13 protein-coding genes and 1 riboswitch are annotated in these 15103 nt (G+C 70.7%); of the genes, 6 read left to right on the forward strand and 7 right to left on the reverse strand.

Annotated features, from left to right (window positions below; genetic code table 11):
* Nucleotides 1-110: 110 nt before the first annotated feature.
* Complete coding sequence (locus CI785_RS09640; RefSeq protein WP_205753594.1) at nucleotides 111-1457, forward strand: alpha/beta hydrolase; 1347 nt, start codon at nucleotides 111-113, stop codon at nucleotides 1455-1457.
* Nucleotides 1458-1476: 19 nt separating this feature from the next.
* On the opposite strand, the gene CI785_RS09645 is transcribed toward CI785_RS09640, so the two are convergent.
* Complete coding sequence (locus tag CI785_RS09645) at nucleotides 1477-2421, reverse strand: helix-turn-helix transcriptional regulator (RefSeq protein WP_240615120.1); 945 nt, start codon at nucleotides 2419-2421, stop codon at nucleotides 1477-1479.
* A 105-nt stretch (nucleotides 2422-2526) separates the two neighbouring features.
* Here CI785_RS09645 and CI785_RS09650 point away from each other — a divergent pair, with 105 nt between their 5' ends.
* On the forward strand, nucleotides 2527-2991 hold the full coding sequence (locus CI785_RS09650; protein WP_105031865.1) for a VOC family protein: 465 nt from the start codon (nucleotides 2527-2529) through the stop codon (nucleotides 2989-2991).
* 82 nt (nucleotides 2992-3073) lie between these two features.
* On the opposite strand, the gene CI785_RS09655 is transcribed toward CI785_RS09650, so the two are convergent.
* The 5 genes from CI785_RS09655 to CI785_RS09675 form a co-directional block, all read right to left on the reverse strand.
* Nucleotides 3074-3919, reverse strand: coding sequence for a class I SAM-dependent methyltransferase (locus CI785_RS09655; protein WP_105031866.1), 846 nt, complete (start codon nucleotides 3917-3919; stop codon nucleotides 3074-3076).
* A gap of 116 nt (nucleotides 3920-4035) precedes the next feature.
* Nucleotides 4036-4722 (reverse strand): LmeA family phospholipid-binding protein, encoded by a 687-nt coding sequence (locus CI785_RS09660; RefSeq protein ID WP_105031867.1) that lies wholly within the window; start codon nucleotides 4720-4722, stop codon nucleotides 4036-4038.
* A gap of 147 nt (nucleotides 4723-4869) precedes the next feature.
* On the reverse strand, nucleotides 4870-6201 hold the full coding sequence (paaK, locus tag CI785_RS09665; protein WP_105031868.1) for a phenylacetate--CoA ligase PaaK: 1332 nt from the start codon (nucleotides 6199-6201) through the stop codon (nucleotides 4870-4872).
* A 49-nt stretch (nucleotides 6202-6250) separates the two neighbouring features.
* Nucleotides 6251-6964 (reverse strand): IclR family transcriptional regulator, encoded by a 714-nt coding sequence (locus CI785_RS09670; RefSeq protein ID WP_105031869.1) that lies wholly within the window; start codon nucleotides 6962-6964, stop codon nucleotides 6251-6253.
* A 1-nt stretch (nucleotide 6965) separates the two neighbouring features.
* The gene (locus CI785_RS09675; protein WP_105031870.1) at nucleotides 6966-8894 is read right to left on the reverse strand and encodes an FAD-binding monooxygenase; all 1929 of its coding nucleotides are present in this window, start codon (nucleotides 8892-8894) and stop codon (nucleotides 6966-6968) included.
* 237 nt (nucleotides 8895-9131) lie between these two features.
* Nucleotides 9132-9206, forward strand: a riboswitch (cyclic di-GMP riboswitch).
* Between the two features lie 18 nt (nucleotides 9207-9224).
* Between CI785_RS09675 and CI785_RS09680 the strand changes: the two genes are divergently transcribed.
* The gene (locus tag CI785_RS09680) at nucleotides 9225-10508 is read left to right on the forward strand and encodes a glycoside hydrolase family 26 protein (protein ID WP_105031871.1); all 1284 of its coding nucleotides are present in this window, start codon (nucleotides 9225-9227) and stop codon (nucleotides 10506-10508) included.
* Between the two features lie 204 nt (nucleotides 10509-10712).
* On the opposite strand, the gene CI785_RS09685 is transcribed toward CI785_RS09680, so the two are convergent.
* Nucleotides 10713-10988, reverse strand: coding sequence for a hypothetical protein (locus tag CI785_RS09685; protein ID WP_205753595.1), 276 nt, complete (start codon nucleotides 10986-10988; stop codon nucleotides 10713-10715).
* A gap of 350 nt (nucleotides 10989-11338) precedes the next feature.
* On the opposite strand from CI785_RS09685, the gene CI785_RS09690 reads away from it, so the two are divergent.
* Genes CI785_RS09690 through hpaE form a run of 3 tightly spaced genes read left to right on the forward strand, consistent with a single transcriptional unit; the run spans nucleotide 11339 to nucleotide 15072 of the window.
* On the forward strand, nucleotides 11339-12805 hold the full coding sequence (locus CI785_RS09690) for a fumarylacetoacetate hydrolase family protein (protein WP_105031872.1): 1467 nt from the start codon (nucleotides 11339-11341) through the stop codon (nucleotides 12803-12805).
* Entirely contained in the window at nucleotides 12798-13484 is a 687-nt protein-coding gene (locus CI785_RS09695) for a GntR family transcriptional regulator (RefSeq protein ID WP_105031873.1), read from the forward strand. Before CI785_RS09690 ends, CI785_RS09695 begins: the two co-directional genes overlap by 8 nt.
* Nucleotides 13485-13533: 49 nt before the next feature.
* Complete coding sequence (gene hpaE, locus CI785_RS09700; protein ID WP_105031874.1) at nucleotides 13534-15072, forward strand: 5-carboxymethyl-2-hydroxymuconate semialdehyde dehydrogenase; 1539 nt, start codon at nucleotides 13534-13536, stop codon at nucleotides 15070-15072.
* The last annotated feature ends 31 nt before the right edge of the window (nucleotides 15073-15103 follow it).

The following is a 15103-nucleotide window of genomic DNA, read 5'->3' on the forward strand; positions in this document are numbered from 1 at the left end:
ACCGTCGGCGCCCCTGCGGGCGGCGGGGAGGCCGGGTCACTGGTCAACCACCTTCCGGGAATGGTTCACTGCAGGGACTGCCACCGTCTTCTCGAGGAAGCGAGCCCTGGGTGACCACCCTTCCCGTAAGCCCGGTTCCCGACGACCTGGACGCCGCACGCGGTTCCGGTCCCGCGCGCGGTCCCCTCGGCCGGCTCGTGGCCGGGTCGCTGGTCGCCGGTCTCCTGGCCGCGCTCCTGCTGGCGGCGGCCCCTTTCATCCCGGCGACGGAGAGTGGCGTGACCGGGGGGCTCCTGCTGGGCTTCGCGCTGGGCTGGGCCCTCCTGGCGGTGCTGTCGGCGAGGTTCACGAGCCGGCCGCAGGGGTGGGCCGTGGCACCCGCCCTGTTCCTGGGCCTGAGCGGCCTGCTCCTGGTGGTGTTCGGAGCCCCGATACGGGAGGCGCTCGCCTGGGTGGGGCCTCCGGCCCTGCTGGTGCTGGGTGTGTGGATGGTCGGCAGGATCCGTCGGCGGCTTCCCGGCCGGGGCGCCCGCGCGCTGCTCTACCCCGTGATCGCGCTGTTCGTCGTCGCGTCACTGGCGGGCGGGTACGAGACGGTTCGGGGAGCGGTGCGGGCGGGGAGTCCCCCTGACCACGGCCGGTTGATCGACGTCGGCGGTCACCGCCTCCACCTGGACTGCACCGGCGCGGGCAGCCCTACCGTAGTGCTCGAACCCGGCGCGGGCCTGACGTCGTCGGACCTCGTCCTGATCGCGCCGGAGGTCGCGCAGGACACCCGGGTCTGCGTCTACGACCGTGCGGGGCGCGGCTGGAGCGAAGCGGCGACCGCGCCGCAGGACGCCGCGCAGCTCACCACCGACCTCCACACGCTGCTGCAACGCGGCGGCGAGCCAGGGCCCTACGTGCTGGCCGGTCATTCCTTCGGCGGCCTCTACGCCCTCACCTTCGCCGCCCGGTACCCGGAGGAGGTGGCCGGGCTGGTGCTGGTGGACTCGACCGCACCCGATCCCGCTCCAGCACCGGAGCCGAGGCCCGGTTCCGGTGCTGGATCCGCGCGCCCCGATGACACCACGAACCGCATCTCCGCGCTGGTCGCCGCCGCAGGTCGGCTCGGCGTCGGGCCGCTCCTGGGTGTGGAATCGGGGGACCATCTGCGGAGCACGGTGGACGAATACCTCGTCGCCGGGTCCTCGATGGATCAGGCCGCCGCGCTGAGGACCTTTGCCGACAAGCCCCTGGTCGTCCTGACAGCCGGTAGCGGGACCAGGCCGGGATGGAGCGGGTCCCAGGACGCACTGGCCGCCCTGTCGACCAACACGCTGCACCGCGTCGTCGACGGGGCGACCCACGGATCGCTGCTCGGCGACGAACAGGATGCCGCCCGGACCGCCCGGGGGATCCTCGATGCCGTGGCCGCGGTACGATCCGGAACCCGGCTGACCCCCGACGGCCAGTGAATCCCTCCGCCCGTCGGCCCTAGCTCCGGCTCGCCGCCCCGAGGCGGGTGCCGAGGTCCCTGGCGGCAGCACAGAGGGGCTCCGGACCCATGATGGTGAAGGGGGCACCGAACCTGACGGCGGATGCGAGCACACCGTCCCAGGACCAGGAACCGAGGCCCACCCGGCAGGAACCCTCCGTGAGCTCCTCGACGGTCCCGTCCCCGACGAACGGTGCGACCTCGTGCAGCGGGAGGTCGATGACGATCTCCCCGGTGCACGGCCACCGGTCCACGGCATCCGAACCCTTCAGGCGGGCGGACAGGTAGGTGCGGGCATCGGGGGCCGGGAGCGCGCGGGGCGGGAACACCGCACCGGTCGGGGTCCGGGGAGACATCCGGTCGAGGCGGTAGATGCGCCAGTCGTCACGGTCCAGGTCCCAGCCGATCAGGTACCAGCGACCGTTCCGGGCCACGATCGCGTGCGGCTGGGTCCGCCGCGGCAGCTCGTCCTCGTGGTAGTCGAAGCGCAGCGTGGTGCGGTTCCGGACGGCGGCGCTGACCGTTTCGAGGACGGTGGGCGCGACGCGGGCCGTCGCGGTGTCCGCCCCGATGAACCGGATGCCGTCGATGCGGTGCCGGAGCCGGGACGGCATGACCTGCCGGATGGTGGCCAGCGCCCGCTGCGCCGCATCGTCCAGGTCGACGCCGGAGGACGGCGCGTTCTGCAGGGCGACGGCGACCGCCACGGCCTGGTCCTCGTCGAACAGCAGGGGCGGCAGATCCGAGCCTGCTGCCATCCGGTAGCCGCCGTCCGGGCCCTTGACCGCGCGGATGCGGTAGCCGAGCTCCCGGAGCCGATCGATGTCCCGGCGGACCGTCCGCGGTGTCACACCCAGTCGCTCGGCCAGCATCTCTCCGGGCCATACCCGCTGGGCCTGCAGGATCGAGAGCAGCGCCAGCATCCGTGCGGGACTTCCGGTCATGGTCATCAGTATGGCTGCAGTAGAGGACTCCTTCTGACCTCTACTGACGCCACAGTAGTCTCATACGGCGCTCCTGCCGATCAGTCACAGAGGAAAGAGCACACCATGAGCATCAGGACCACCACGCACCTGAACTTCCGCGGCACGGCACGGCAGGCCCTCGGCTTCTACCAGGGCGTGTTCGGCGGTCGGGTCACCCTGGCCACCTACGGGGACCTCGGGATGCCGCAGGATGCACCCGGAGCCGACGGGATCGTCTTCGGGCAGCTCGAGAACGAGGACGGGTTCCGCCTCATGGCGTACGACGTCCCGGAGCACGACACCATCCCGGCTCCGGTCCCCGGCACCACCCTTCGCGAGAACGGGACCACCATCACCGACGGCACCTTCTTCCAGTCCGTGCGGACCGAGAACCTCGAGGAGCTCACCGGCTACTGGGACGGCCTCGCGAAGGGCGCCACCGTCGTCGAGCCCCTCGCCGCCTCCGCCTGGACCTCCGGGTTCGGCATGCTGACCGACCGCTTCGGCGTCACGTGGGTCCTCGATGTCGAGCAGGCCTACACGGGGTGACCGCGGGGCTCCTGACGGGCAGGGCCCCCCGACTGGTCCTCCGGCGGGGTCCCTGCGGATGCCGATGCGTGATCCCGGGTGGTCACGGCTTCCGGGCGATGATCGTGTAGGTGCACGGGACGAGATCCCGCTCGACATCGGGCCACGCGAATCCGTCCGGCACCTCGACCATGCGGGGCGAGAACCGCCACGGCAGGGTAGCTCCCTCGTCGACGCGGAGGATGTGCAGACCTGCCCCGATGAGCGCATTGATGATGTCGGACAGGGGATGCGCCCATTGGTATGTGCGGGAGTGGTTCACCGTGCCGTCCCCTGCATACGTCGATTCCTCGTCCCAGACCTGCGGCTCGCCGTGGCCGAAATAGGGGTGCCGGAGCCGCAGCCCGTCCGCATGCTCATCGAGGGCGTAGAGGACCGGGTGCCCGTCGCGGATGTGGAAGGTGCCTCCTGCCCGGAGGAGGCCCGCGATCTGCCCGGCCCAGCGGCCCAGGTCCGGCAGCCAGTTGATGGTGCCGATGCTCGTGTAGACGAGATCGAAGTCGCCGCTGACGGCGGCGCGGGCATCGAGGACATCGGTCTCCACCCACGTCGCCTCCAGGCCCAGACGCTTCGCCAGTCCTGCAGCGGACGCCAGGGCCGCCGGGGAGAAGCCCACGCCTGTCACCCGGGCTCCTGCCCTGACCAGCGAGAGGGTGTCGGTGCCGATGTGACATTGAAGGTGGCATACGTCCAGACCCGCCACCGTGCCGTTCGGGAGGAAGGGTGCCAAGGCTGCCAGATCGGCGCGGACGACCGAGCTCAGGTGCTCGGGGGCGTAGAAGTCGTCGATCCCGTAGGCGGCTTCATGGAGGGGCACCCGGTCCTCCCAGTTCTCACGGTTACTCCTGCGTGCAGCAGCCCACCCGATCGCATCCCGGTCATTACCCATGGAACGAGCTTACGAGCCGGACACAGGGACCCGGACGGAACTCCCGCAGACTGCCGAGACCGAGGCCCTGACCAGCCAGGGCGCGAAGACCCGGCAGTCCGCCTCGAAGGGCGCCATCAGGAACCCAGCCGGACGTCCTCGCCCCGCAGGTTGGCGCGGAAGCCGTTCCCCTGCACGGTCACGTCCTGGAGCACGAGGCCCTCCGGCAGCCCCTCGATGTCGTGCTCGATGGTGACGAGCCCGCGGACGACGGCGGCGGTGGCACCGGAGAGGAGACCCGGTCCACCGAGATCGATGGAGGTCGGCTCCATCACGAGCCTGCCGTCCTCGACGTCGACCGTGCCCGTGGCGGTGACGCGCACACCCCGCCCCAGGACGTCGACGGTGCGCACCACGGTGGCCTGACCGTCGTCGCCGGGGCGCACCTCGCTCCCGCCACCGAGTTCCCGGGCGACGGCGTCGAACGGCACGGTGGCATCGACGGTGAGTCGGGCCGCGACCAGGCCGTCCGGCCCGCTCACGACGTCCTGGCCGACGGCCCGGACGTCGCGGAGCGTGGAACCCGCGGTCACCACCGTTCCTGCATCGAAGTCCAGGTCATCCAGCCACACCTCGTCCTCACGCAGGTCCGCCGGCGGTTCCGCAGCCGGTGCGCCGTCCGCCGTCCACGACGGCGCAGGCCCTGCCTCGACCTCACCCGCCGGCTCACTCACCACCCACCAGAGGATCACCACCGCGACCACCAGGAGGACGAGCATCGCAACAGCACCGATCAGCCAGTCCCTCGCACGCGTCCGCTCCATCAGGTCAGTCTGATGGCTCGCCGCCCCGGGGCGGTGCTGCGACACCGGTTCGACCGCCGGGCGCCGCCCGCCACGGACGGCTGACAGCACACCGCCGGCGGCCCGCGCGGCACGCCTGGCGTCGTCGGGGAGCGGGGTGAGTACCTGTCAGCCGCGGGGCCGCAGGTCGTAGATCCGCTTGAGCTTGCCGCTGGAGCGCACGAGTGAACCCTGCTCGACGAGCGTGACGGCGCATGTGGAGCCGATGTGCGTCTTGATCTGGTGGCGGAGCTCCTCGGCGGCCGCGAGGGCGTCGACCGCGCTGACGCCCTCGCGCGGTTCCACCCGGACGGTCAGCTGGTCCATCCGCTGCCCCTCGGGACGCGTGAGTTCGAGCTGGAAATGCGGGCTCAGGGCCGGGATGCGCAGCGCCAGCTCCTCCACCTGCGTGGGGAAGAGGTTCACGCCGCGCACGATCACCATGTCGTCGCTGCGGCCGGTGATGCGCTCCATCCGGCGCATGCCGGGACGGGCGGTGCCGGGCAGCAGGCGCGTGAGGTCGTGCGTGCGGTACCTGATGATGGGCAGCGCCTCCTTCGTCAGGGACGTGAAGACGAGCTCGCCCGCGGTACCGTCGCCCTGCACCTTCTCCGTGAACGGATCGATGATCTCGGGCCGGAAGTGGTCCTCCCAGACATGGGAGCCGTCCTTGGACTCCACACACTCCCCCGCGACACCCGGGCCCATGACCTCGGACAGTCCGTAGATGTCGCACGCGTCGAAGCCCATGCGCCCCTCGAGTTCCTGCCGCATGCCCTCGGTCCACGGCTCGGCGCCCAGCACCCCGGCCTTTAGCGTGGTCGACGACGGGTCGATCCCCGCCGCGGCCATGGCGTCGAGGATGGTCAGCAGGTACGTGGGGGTGGCGAGGATGGCGTCGGGCTCAAAGTCGCGGATCAGCTGGACCTGCCGCTCGGTCTGGCCGCCGGAGATCGGGATGACGGTACACCCGAGGCGCTCGGCGCCGGCATGCGCCCCCAGGCCGCCCGTGAACAGCCCGTACCCGTAGGCGTTGTGGACCTTCCAGCCGGCCTTCACGCCCGAGGCGCGCAGCGAGCGCGCCACGAGCGACGCCCACCGGTCGAGGTCGCCGGCGGTGTACCCGACGACGGTCGGCTGGCCCGTGGTGCCCGACGACGCATGGACGCGCGCTACCTGCGCCTGCGGCACCGCGAACATCCCGAACGGGTAGGTGCTGCGCAGGTCCTCCTTGGTGGTGAAGGGGAACTTCGCCAGGTCCGTCAGCTCCCGGAGATCGTCCGGGTGCACGCCGGCGTCGTCGAACTTCCGCCGGTAGAGGGGCACGTTCGCGTAGGCGTGCGTCAGCGTGGCCCGGAGGCGCTCCAGCTGCACCGCCTCGAGGTGGTCGCGCGACCAGGTCTCCTCCACGTCGAGCGTGGCGGGATCCGCGGCCGAAGCCCGGAGGGGAAGGGTGGTCATGGCTGCTCCTTCGCAGGGTGGGGCGGGGGTTCGTGTCGGTGTGCGGGCATCAGAGGACGGACCCGACGGCGCGGGCCGCCTCGGCCAGGCGGGCGCCGATCTCCTCGACCGGCCGGTCGCTGCGGAGATAGACGACGGCGAGCGCGGCGGGGAGCTGGCCGCGGACCAGGATGGGGGCGGCGACGGAGCTGACGCCGGGGATCACCTCGTCGCGGCTCACCGCGTATCCGGTGGCCGCGGCGATCCTCGACTCCTCCCGGTAGGGCTCCCCCGGCGCGAGGTGCTCCCATCGCGCCTCGGTCAACGCGGACTGGATGGCGATGCCGGGCGCACCGGCGTCGAACCTGTGGCGTGAGCCGGGCCGCTGCACCAGTGCCCCCTCGCCGTGGGGCGGCTCCACGGCCACGAGCGTGACGCAGTGACGCCTGTCCCGGACGGCGATGAAGGCCGTCATCTGCAGCTCGGCCGCCACCGCCGTGAGTTCCGGCAGGGCTGCGGTCTGCAGCCTGGGCGCCACTCCCCGGGCGAGGATCGCCAGGCCGGGTCCGGCCTGGAACCTCCCGCCCGCGTCCCGCACCACGAGGGAATGCTCCTCGAGGGTGCGCAGGATGCGATAGGCGATGGACCGGTGGACACCCAGCTCGTCGGCGATCTCCGCCGTCGTCCGCCCGTCCGGCTCCTCGGCGAGGATCTCCAGGGTACGGAGTCCGCGCGACAGGGTCTGGGAGGCCGGGGCCGCCGTCGGACTGTCCGCCGTGCGCATGTCAGGCGAACGCCCGGCCCGCGTGCCCGTCCGACGCCGCACCGGCCCGCACGTCGAGGAGCGGGGCGAAGAAGGCGGCGAGGCCCGCGGTGTCGTCGACGGGCAGCACGTGCGCCACGTACTGGTCGGGGCGGACGACGACGACGGCGCCGGCGCGGTCGATGCCGCGCAGGTCGAAGATGTCCGCGGAGGGGTCCGCGGCGTACACCTTCTCGTAATCGGTGAGTCCGAAAGGCCCGGTGGCCGGCTTGAACTCCGGAGGGACCCGCCCGATGTCCACCCGTGTGTGGTCCTGCTGGTAGACCACCTTGACGTCGAACCAGGCGTCGCGGTCCGCGCCCTCCGGTGTCGCGGCGAGCGGCGAGTCCGGGGAACTCCCCACCCATGCGGCGAGATCAGCCACCTTCGCCGCCGCACCCGGCTCGGCGGGGTCGGCGAAGACGTAGATGCGCCAGCGTCCGTCCGCCGTCGCGTGGTGCCCGAGGTGCATCGGGACGCCGTCGCACACCCGCACCACCGGCGCCGACTTGAAGCGTTTTCCGATCGGGAATCCCGTGGCGAGGTCCTGGTGCGCGGGCTCCGCGACGAGGAGGGAGGGCGCGTACTGGGTCCGGAAGCCCGCCGGGAACTCGGCGGTGCTGACGTAGAAGTCCTCGAGCTCGGACGGGTCGGCGAAGTCCTCGGGCTTGCGCGCCATGAGCGCGGACCACTCCTTGTCGAACTCGATGAGGTCCTTCGCGACCACCTGACGCTCGGCGGAGTACGTGGCGAGCAGGGCCTCGGGGCTGCGCCCCTCGAGCACGTGCCCGAGTTTCCAGCCGAGGTTGAAGCCGTCCTGCATGGAGACGTTCATGCCCTGGCCAGCCTTCGCGCTGTGCGTGTGGCAGGCGTCGCCGGTGATGAAGACCCGCGGCGTGCGGGTGCCCGCCTCCTCCGGCAGGACGTCGTCGAACCTGTCGGTCAGGCGGTGGCCCACCTCGTACACGCTGTGCCAGGCGACGTTGCGCACGTCGAGGGTGTAGGGGCTGAGGATGGTGTTGGCCTTCGCGATGATCTGCTCGATCGTGGTGCTGCGGATGGCACCCTTGGTCGCCGGGTCCACCTCGCCGAGGTCCACGTACATGCGGAACAAGTGCCCGCCCTCGCGCGGGATGAGGAGGATGCTGCCGCCGGAGCCCGACTGGATGGCACACTTGCGGCGGATGTCGGGGAAGTCGGTCACGGCGACGGCGTCCATGACGCCCCACGCGTGGTTGGCCTGGTCCCCGGCGAGGCTGCAGCCGATGGCCTGGCGGACCCTGCTGCGGGCGCCGTCGGCCCCCACCACGTACCTGGCCCGGACCGTGCGCTCCTCGCCCTCGCGTTCCCCCGCGGTGTGCACCAGGGTGACCGTGACCGGGTACTCCGGGGCGTCGTCGACCTCCAGCCCGGCGAACTCGAAGCCGTAGTCGGGCTCCATGCGCGTGGGCGCGTTCCGCATGAATTCGGCGAAGTAGTCGAGGACGCGCGCCTGGTTGACGATCAGGTGGGGGAACTCGCTGATGCCGGTCTCGTCGTCCTCCGGGCGGGCCGTGCGGATGATGCGGGAGGGGTCCGCCGGATCCGGCTTCCAGAAGGCCATCTCGACGATCCGGTAGGCCTCGTCGGTGATGCGCTGGGCGAAGCCGAACGCCTGGAAGGTCTCGACGCTGCGGGCCTGGATGCCGTCGGCCTGGCCGATGGCGAGCCTGCCCGGGCGCCGTTCCACGATCCGCGTGGTGATGCCGGGGAACTGCGAGAGCTGTGCGGCGGTGATCATGCCGGCGGGGCCGGTGCCGATGATCAGGACGTCGACCTCGTCGGGCAGCTCCTGGGGGCGGTCGAGACCGACCCCGGCTGCAGGCCGGACCCGGGGGTCACCCGAGACGTAACCGTGGTGGTGGAATTGCACGGGCTTCCTCACTTCGTCGTGGTCGTGCCGCTACCGCTGTGTTCGATAATCGAACACAGCGTTCTACTATCGTGACGCTGATGCTAGCCGGGGAGGACCCGGGACTCAAGGGTGCGGGTCCTGCACAGAACCTGCCGTTATCCTTCGCGCCACTGCCCGGCCCCGTCGACGGCCGTGGGGGATGATGGGAGGACCCCGACTCCACTCCTGATGATCGGGGCGTTCCGGGCGACCGCCCGGAAGCAAAGGCAAACCCGGTGCGAACCGGGGACGCAAAGCCACGGGACCCTCCGGGTCAGCCGGGCTACCGAATCCGTGAAGGCGTCAATCATGGTCTCCCCCCTGCCCGTGTCCCTGTCCCTGTCCCTGTCCCGACCATCGTCAGCAGTCCCAGCCACGGCGGACCGGCACTCCGTCCTGCGCGTCCTCCTGCTGATCTGCGGTGTCATCCTCTTCTCGGCAGGCGGTCCTCCCGCCGCGCAGGCTGCCGCGTCCATCAGCCTCAGCAGTACGACGGGACCGACGGGAACATCCGTGACCATCAACGGAGCGGGATTCCCGAAGAACACCAAGGGCTCGATCACGGACGGAGCAACAACCACCGCGATCAGCACCAACGGAAAGGGCTCCTTCCTGTCCTCGGTCGTCATCTCACCCGGGCCCTCCGTCGTCACGATCACCGCGACCGCAGGTTCTGCATCGGCGTCGTCCGTGTTCACGGTCACCGCCCCCGCACCGACGCAGGATCCGGAGATGCGGGCGAAGGACATCAGGTTCGGTATCGGCACCAACGGTGGACCGGCAGCGGGAGCGGAGATCGATGAGGTGACGGCCCTCGCCGGAGAGGCACCCTCCCTGGTGCTGTCGTACAAGGATTTCAACCAGGCCCCGCCCCTCGCCGAACTGGATGCCGCCCGGGCCCGGGGCGCACAGACCCTGCTGACCTGGGAGCCATGGTCCTGGGGAGGTGGCACCGACCAGCCTGCCTACTCCCTCGACCGCATCGCGGCCGGTGACTTCGACGCCTACCTCCGCCAGTGGGGGTCCGCCCTGGGGCAGTGGGGCCAGCCGGTGTACCTGCGCTTCGGACACGAGATGAACGGGGACTGGTACCCGTGGGCCGAAGGAGTCAACGGCAACGGTGCCGGCGACTACATCGCCGCGTACCGTCACGTCCACGACGTCGTCGCCTCGACCGGCGCTTCCAACATCCGCTGGGTGTGGAACCCGAACGTCCCCTACTGGGGTTCCACACCCCTTCCGGAGCTGTACCCGGGCGGCGACTACGTCGACGTCGCGGCACTCGACGGCTACAACTGGGGTACCTCGCAGACGTGGAGTGCCTGGCAGGAACCGCAGGCCCTGTTCGGGGAAGGATTGTCGCAGGTGAGGTTCCTCGCACCCGGCAAGCCGGTCATGATCGCCGAGACCGCGTCCTCGGAGGTCGGGGGGTCGAAGGCGGCATGGAATACCCGCCTCTTCGACTACCTCTCGGCGCAACCCGACGTCATGGCCGTGATCTGGTTCCACATCGACAAGGAAGCCGACTGGCGTATCAACAGCAGCGACGCCTCGGCCGACGCTTTCAGGACGGCTCTGGCCAACCGGCGCTAGTCCCTTCCGCACCGGCCCGCGCCCGCCTCCGTGTGCTGGAGGCGGGCGCTGGTCTACGCCAGAGCCCCCCACAGGTCGGAGGCTCCCCGGCGAAGCGATACCAGTCGGGGAGCGCCGGGGTGAATTCGGACCGTGTGGCCGCATCCTCCACCGCCGCCCAGTCCTCGGAGTGGAAGACCTGGTCCCACCAGGCGCGTTTGATGTTCAGGGGTTGGTGCTGCCCCAGTGGTAGAGGGACATGCCCATCCAGTCGACGGCGTCGTCCCGCGGGTAATAGGGCGCGTAGGGATCGTCATCGGACGTCAGGACTCCGTCACCGGTGACGTCCAGGTCGGAGAACCGTGCCGCGCCGGGCAGCGCTTCGTGCGCACCGCCGGCGAAGGGGAAGTCCGCGAAGGTGACGGCCACTGCAGGGTGCCGGCCCAGCTCCTCTGCATACTGGGCGAGAGTCTCCCGACCCCACTCCAGGTTCACACCCATCAGCGTCCCGTCAGCCGGGGCAGGCCTGCTCCCGTCGGGAAGCTCACAGGGAGACGCGGCGGCGTTCAGATTGCAGGCCGACAGGGAGAGGAGGAGCGCAGGAAGCATCCGCCTGACACGTGGGACCACCCCCTCGATCTACTGGCGGCTTCCTGGTGCCACCCGCCGCCGGGCGGGTGTCGCCCGATCCCGGCAGTGTCGGTGTGGCCTGCGACAGGTCGACCGCCTGTCCGGTACTGACCGGACCCGAGCAGGGAACGACGCCGTGCGAAAAGCATCCGCCCCTTGACGCGCCCTCGACCGCCTGCCTACCCTTCGTATACGATTTGGTACTCGATGAGGAGTCGCGGGTGGAACTGGTTGACGATCGGCTTCTGGCCGCTGCCCGCAAGGTCATCGCGGTCCACATCAACTACCCCAGCCGGGCCGCCCAGCGCGGCCGCACCCCCGAGCAACCGTCCTACTTCCTGAAGCCGTCGTCGTCGCTCGCCCTGTCCGGGTCCGCCGTCGAGCGACCGGCCGGCTGCGAGCTGCTTGGGTTCGAGGGCGAGATCGCGCTCGTCATCGGCACGTCCGCCCGCCGGGTATCCCCCGCCGATGCCTGGCGCCATGTCGGATGGGTCACCGCGAGCAACGATCTCGGCGTCTACGACCTGCGCTACGCCGACAAAGGCTCGAACCTGCGCTCGAAGGGCGGCGACGGCTTCACACCCGTCGGTCCCGGCCTCCTGCCCGCCGATGCCGTCGACCCCGGGGACCTCAGGATCCGCACCTGGCTCAACGGCACCCTCGTGCAGGACGACACGACGGCCGACCTCCTCTTCCCGTTCTCCCGGCTCGTCGCGGACCTGTCGCAGCTGCTGACCCTCGAACCCGGCGACATCATCCTCACCGGCACACCCGCCGGGGCCTCCGTCGCGGTCCCGGGTGACGTCCTCGAGGTCGAGGTCGGCGCGGGCGCTCTCTCCACCGGGCGGCTCAGTACCCGCGTGAGCGAGGGCGCGACGCCGCTGGCCGACTTCGGGGCCCGGCCCCGGGCCGACGACGTCCAGCGCGAGGAGGCCTACGGGTCGCGCGAGGCCGCAGGGCTGCCCGCGGCCGGGCCGCAGGTGGTGCTGACACCCGAGCTGAAGGCGACGCTCGAGAGCGTCTCCACCGCCACGCTCTCCTCCCAGCTGCGCAAGCGCGGCCTGAACAACGTCAGCATCGACGGCCTGGCCTCCACCCGGCCCGGGCAGCGCGTCGTCGGCCTCGCCCGCACCCTGCGCTACGTCCCCAACCGCGAGGACCTCTTCAAGCAGCACGGCGCAGGCTACAACGCCCAGAAGAGGGCGATCGACACGGTGAACGAGGGCGAGATCCTCGTGATGGAGGCCCGCGGAGAGAAGGGCACCGGCACCGTCGGGGACATCCTCGCGCTGCGCGCCCAGGTGCGCGGAGCCGCGGCGATCATCACCGACGGCGGCGTCCGGGACTTCGCGACGGTGGCCGCGATGGACATGCCCACCTTCTACGCCAACCCGCACCCTGCCGTGCTCGGCCGCCGCCACATCCCGTGGGACACCGACGTGACCATCGCCTGCGGCGGAACCACCGTCCAGCCCGGCGACATCATCGTGGCCGACGCCGACGGCATCCTCGTGATCCCGCCCGCCCTCGCCGTCGAGCTCGCGGAGGATTCGGTCGCGCAGGAACGCGAGGAGACGTTCATCGCCCTCATGGTCGCCAAGGGGCACGGCGTGGACGGCCTGTATCCGCTGAACGCCGCCTGGCGGGCACGGTACGAGACATGGCACGCGGGCCGGTCCGGTGACTGAGGTGGCCGGGACCCCGCAGGACACCGCGGAAGGCAGCAAGTCACAGCGGGCCTACACCGCCGTGACGGCGCGGATCGTGGACGGCACCTACCCGCCCGGGCACCGCCTCGTCCTCGCGGCGATCGCGCAGGACCTCGGCGTGAGCGTCGTGCCCGTCCGGGAGGCCATCCGCCGCCTCGAGGCGGAGGGCCTGGTGACCTTCCAGCGCAATGTGGGAGCCACCGTCGCGGGCATCGATCCCACCGAGTACCTCTACACGATGCAGACCCTGAGCCTCGTCGAAGGTGCCGCGACGGCCCTGTCCGCCCCGCTCATCGGGCCGGAGGACATCGTCCGTGCCCGCGCCGTCAACGAGGAGATGCGCACCTGCCTGGAGCACTTCGACCCGGTGCGGTTCACGCGGCTGAACCAGGACTTCCACGCCATCCTCTTCGAGCACTGCCCGAACCCGCACATCCTCGACCTCGTGCACCGCGGCTGGAACCGGCTGGCGTCCCTGCGGTCCTCGACCTTCCGCTTCGTCCCGGGCCGTGCCCGCGCATCGGTCGAGGAGCACGACGCCCTGCTCGTGCTCATCGAGGCGGGCGCCGACGCCGACGCCATCGAGCGCTCGGCCCGCGCCCATCGCAGCGCCACCCTCGACGCCTACCTGGCGCACGCCCAGGACACCCGCCCTTGACCGCACGCACGCCCAGACCACCGTCCAGAACCACCGTGAGGACCCACCGATGACCACCACCGGCACCGCGACCGAGCAGTACATCCCCGAGGGGCTGCCCTCCTCCATCCAGCACTACATCGGCGGCCGTTTCGTGGACTCCGTGAACGGGGCCACGTTCGACGTCCTCGACCCCGTGTCCAACACCCCCTACGCCACGGCGGCCGCCGGGCAGCAGGAGGACATCGACCTCGCCGTCGCCGCCGCCCGCGAGGCGTTCACGAACGGCCCGTGGCCGCGGATGAAGCCCCGGGAGCGTGCCCGGGTGCTGAACCGGATCGCCGATGCCGTGGAGGCCCAGGAGTCACGGCTCGCCGAGCTGGAGACGTTCGACACGGGCCTGCCCATCACCCAGGCGAAGGGCCAGGCGTTGCGGGCGGCCGAGAACTTCCGGTTCTTCGCGGACCTGATCGTGGCGCAGTTCGACGACGCGATGAAGGTCCCCGGTTCGCAGATCAACTACGTGAACCGCAAGCCCATCGGCGTCGCCGGGCTCATCACCCCGTGGAACACGCCCTTCATGCTGGAGTCCTGGAAACTTGCCCCCGCCCTGGCCACGGGTAACACGGTGGTCCTCAAGCCCGCCGAGTTCACCCCCCTCTCCGCGTCGCTCTGGGCGCAGATCTTCAAGGACGCCGGGCTGCCCGACGGCGTGTTCAACCTCGTCAACGGGCTCGGGGAGGAAGCCGGGGACGCTCTCGTGAAGCACCCCGACGTGCCCCTGATCTCCTTCACGGGCGAGACCACCACGGGTCAGACGATCTTCCGGAATGCGGCGGCCAACCTCAAGGGACTCTCGATGGAGCTCGGAGGGAAGTCGCCCTGCGTCGTGTTCGCGGACGCCGACATCGACGCCGCGATCGATTCCGCCCTGTTCGGGGTGTTCTCCCTCAATGGGGAGCGCTGCACCGCGGGATCCCGCATCCTCGTGGAGCGTCCCGTGTACGAGGAGTTCTGCCAGAAGTACGCCGCGCGGGCGAGGACCATCGTGGTCGGCGACCCGCACGACCCCAAGACAGAGGTCGGTGCTCTGGTGCACCCCGAGCACTTCGAGAAGGTCGCCTCCTACGTGGAGATCGGCAAGACCGAGGGCCGCCTGCTCGCCGGCGGCGGACGCCCGGAGCACCTCCCGCACGGCAACTACATCGCCCCCACGGTGTTCGCGGATGTCTCCCCCGATGCGCGGATCTTCCAGGAGGAGATCTTCGGCCCCGTCGTCGCCATCACCCCCTTCGACACCGACGAAGAGGCCCTGGAGCTGGCCAACAACACCCGCTACGGACTCGCGGCCTACGTGTGGACGAAGGACCTGACCCGCGCCCACACCTTCGCCCAGAGCGTCGAGGCCGGGATGGTGTGGCTGAACAGCCACAACGTCCGCGACCTCCGCACGCCCTTCGGCGGTGTCAAGGCCTCCGGGCTCGGCCACGAGGGCGGCTACCGTTCCATCGACTTCTACACCGACCAGCAGGCCGTGCACATCACCCTCGGCACCGTCCACACGCCGAAGTTCGGCAGCATCGACGACTCCGCAGCCAACGAAGGCTGACCCACCCTTCCGCTCGACGAAGAGAGATTCC

Origin of the sequence: Arthrobacter ruber (assembly GCF_002954225.1) — a bacterium.
Taxonomy (GTDB): domain Bacteria; phylum Actinomycetota; class Actinomycetes; order Actinomycetales; family Micrococcaceae; genus Arthrobacter_D; species Arthrobacter_D ruber.

What these genes read in the sequence shown, in the direction of transcription:
- CI785_RS09670 (WP_105031869.1), bottom strand. Translation starts at nt 6,964, where the DNA reads ATGCGCACGGCGGACAGTCCGACGGCGGCCCCGGCCTCCCAGACCCTG.
- hpaE (WP_105031874.1), top strand. Translation starts at nt 13,534, where the DNA reads ATGACCACCACCGGCACCGCGACCGAGCAGTACATCCCCGAGGGGCTG.
- CI785_RS09645 (WP_240615120.1), bottom strand. Translation starts at nt 2,421, where the DNA reads ATGACCGGAAGTCCCGCACGGATGCTGGCGCTGCTCTCGATCCTGCAG.
- CI785_RS09680 (WP_105031871.1), top strand. Translation starts at nt 9,225, where the DNA reads ATGGTCTCCCCCCTGCCCGTGTCCCTGTCCCTGTCCCTGTCCCGACCA.
- paaK (WP_105031868.1), bottom strand. Translation starts at nt 6,201, where the DNA reads ATGACCACCCTTCCCCTCCGGGCTTCGGCCGCGGATCCCGCCACGCTC.
- CI785_RS09685 (WP_205753595.1), bottom strand. Translation starts at nt 10,988, where the DNA reads ATGGGTGTGAACCTGGAGTGGGGTCGGGAGACTCTCGCCCAGTATGCA.
- CI785_RS09660 (WP_105031867.1), bottom strand. Translation starts at nt 4,722, where the DNA reads ATGGAGCGGACGCGTGCGAGGGACTGGCTGATCGGTGCTGTTGCGATG.
- CI785_RS09650 (WP_105031865.1), top strand. Translation starts at nt 2,527, where the DNA reads ATGAGCATCAGGACCACCACGCACCTGAACTTCCGCGGCACGGCACGG.
- CI785_RS09655 (WP_105031866.1), bottom strand. Translation starts at nt 3,919, where the DNA reads ATGGGTAATGACCGGGATGCGATCGGGTGGGCTGCTGCACGCAGGAGT.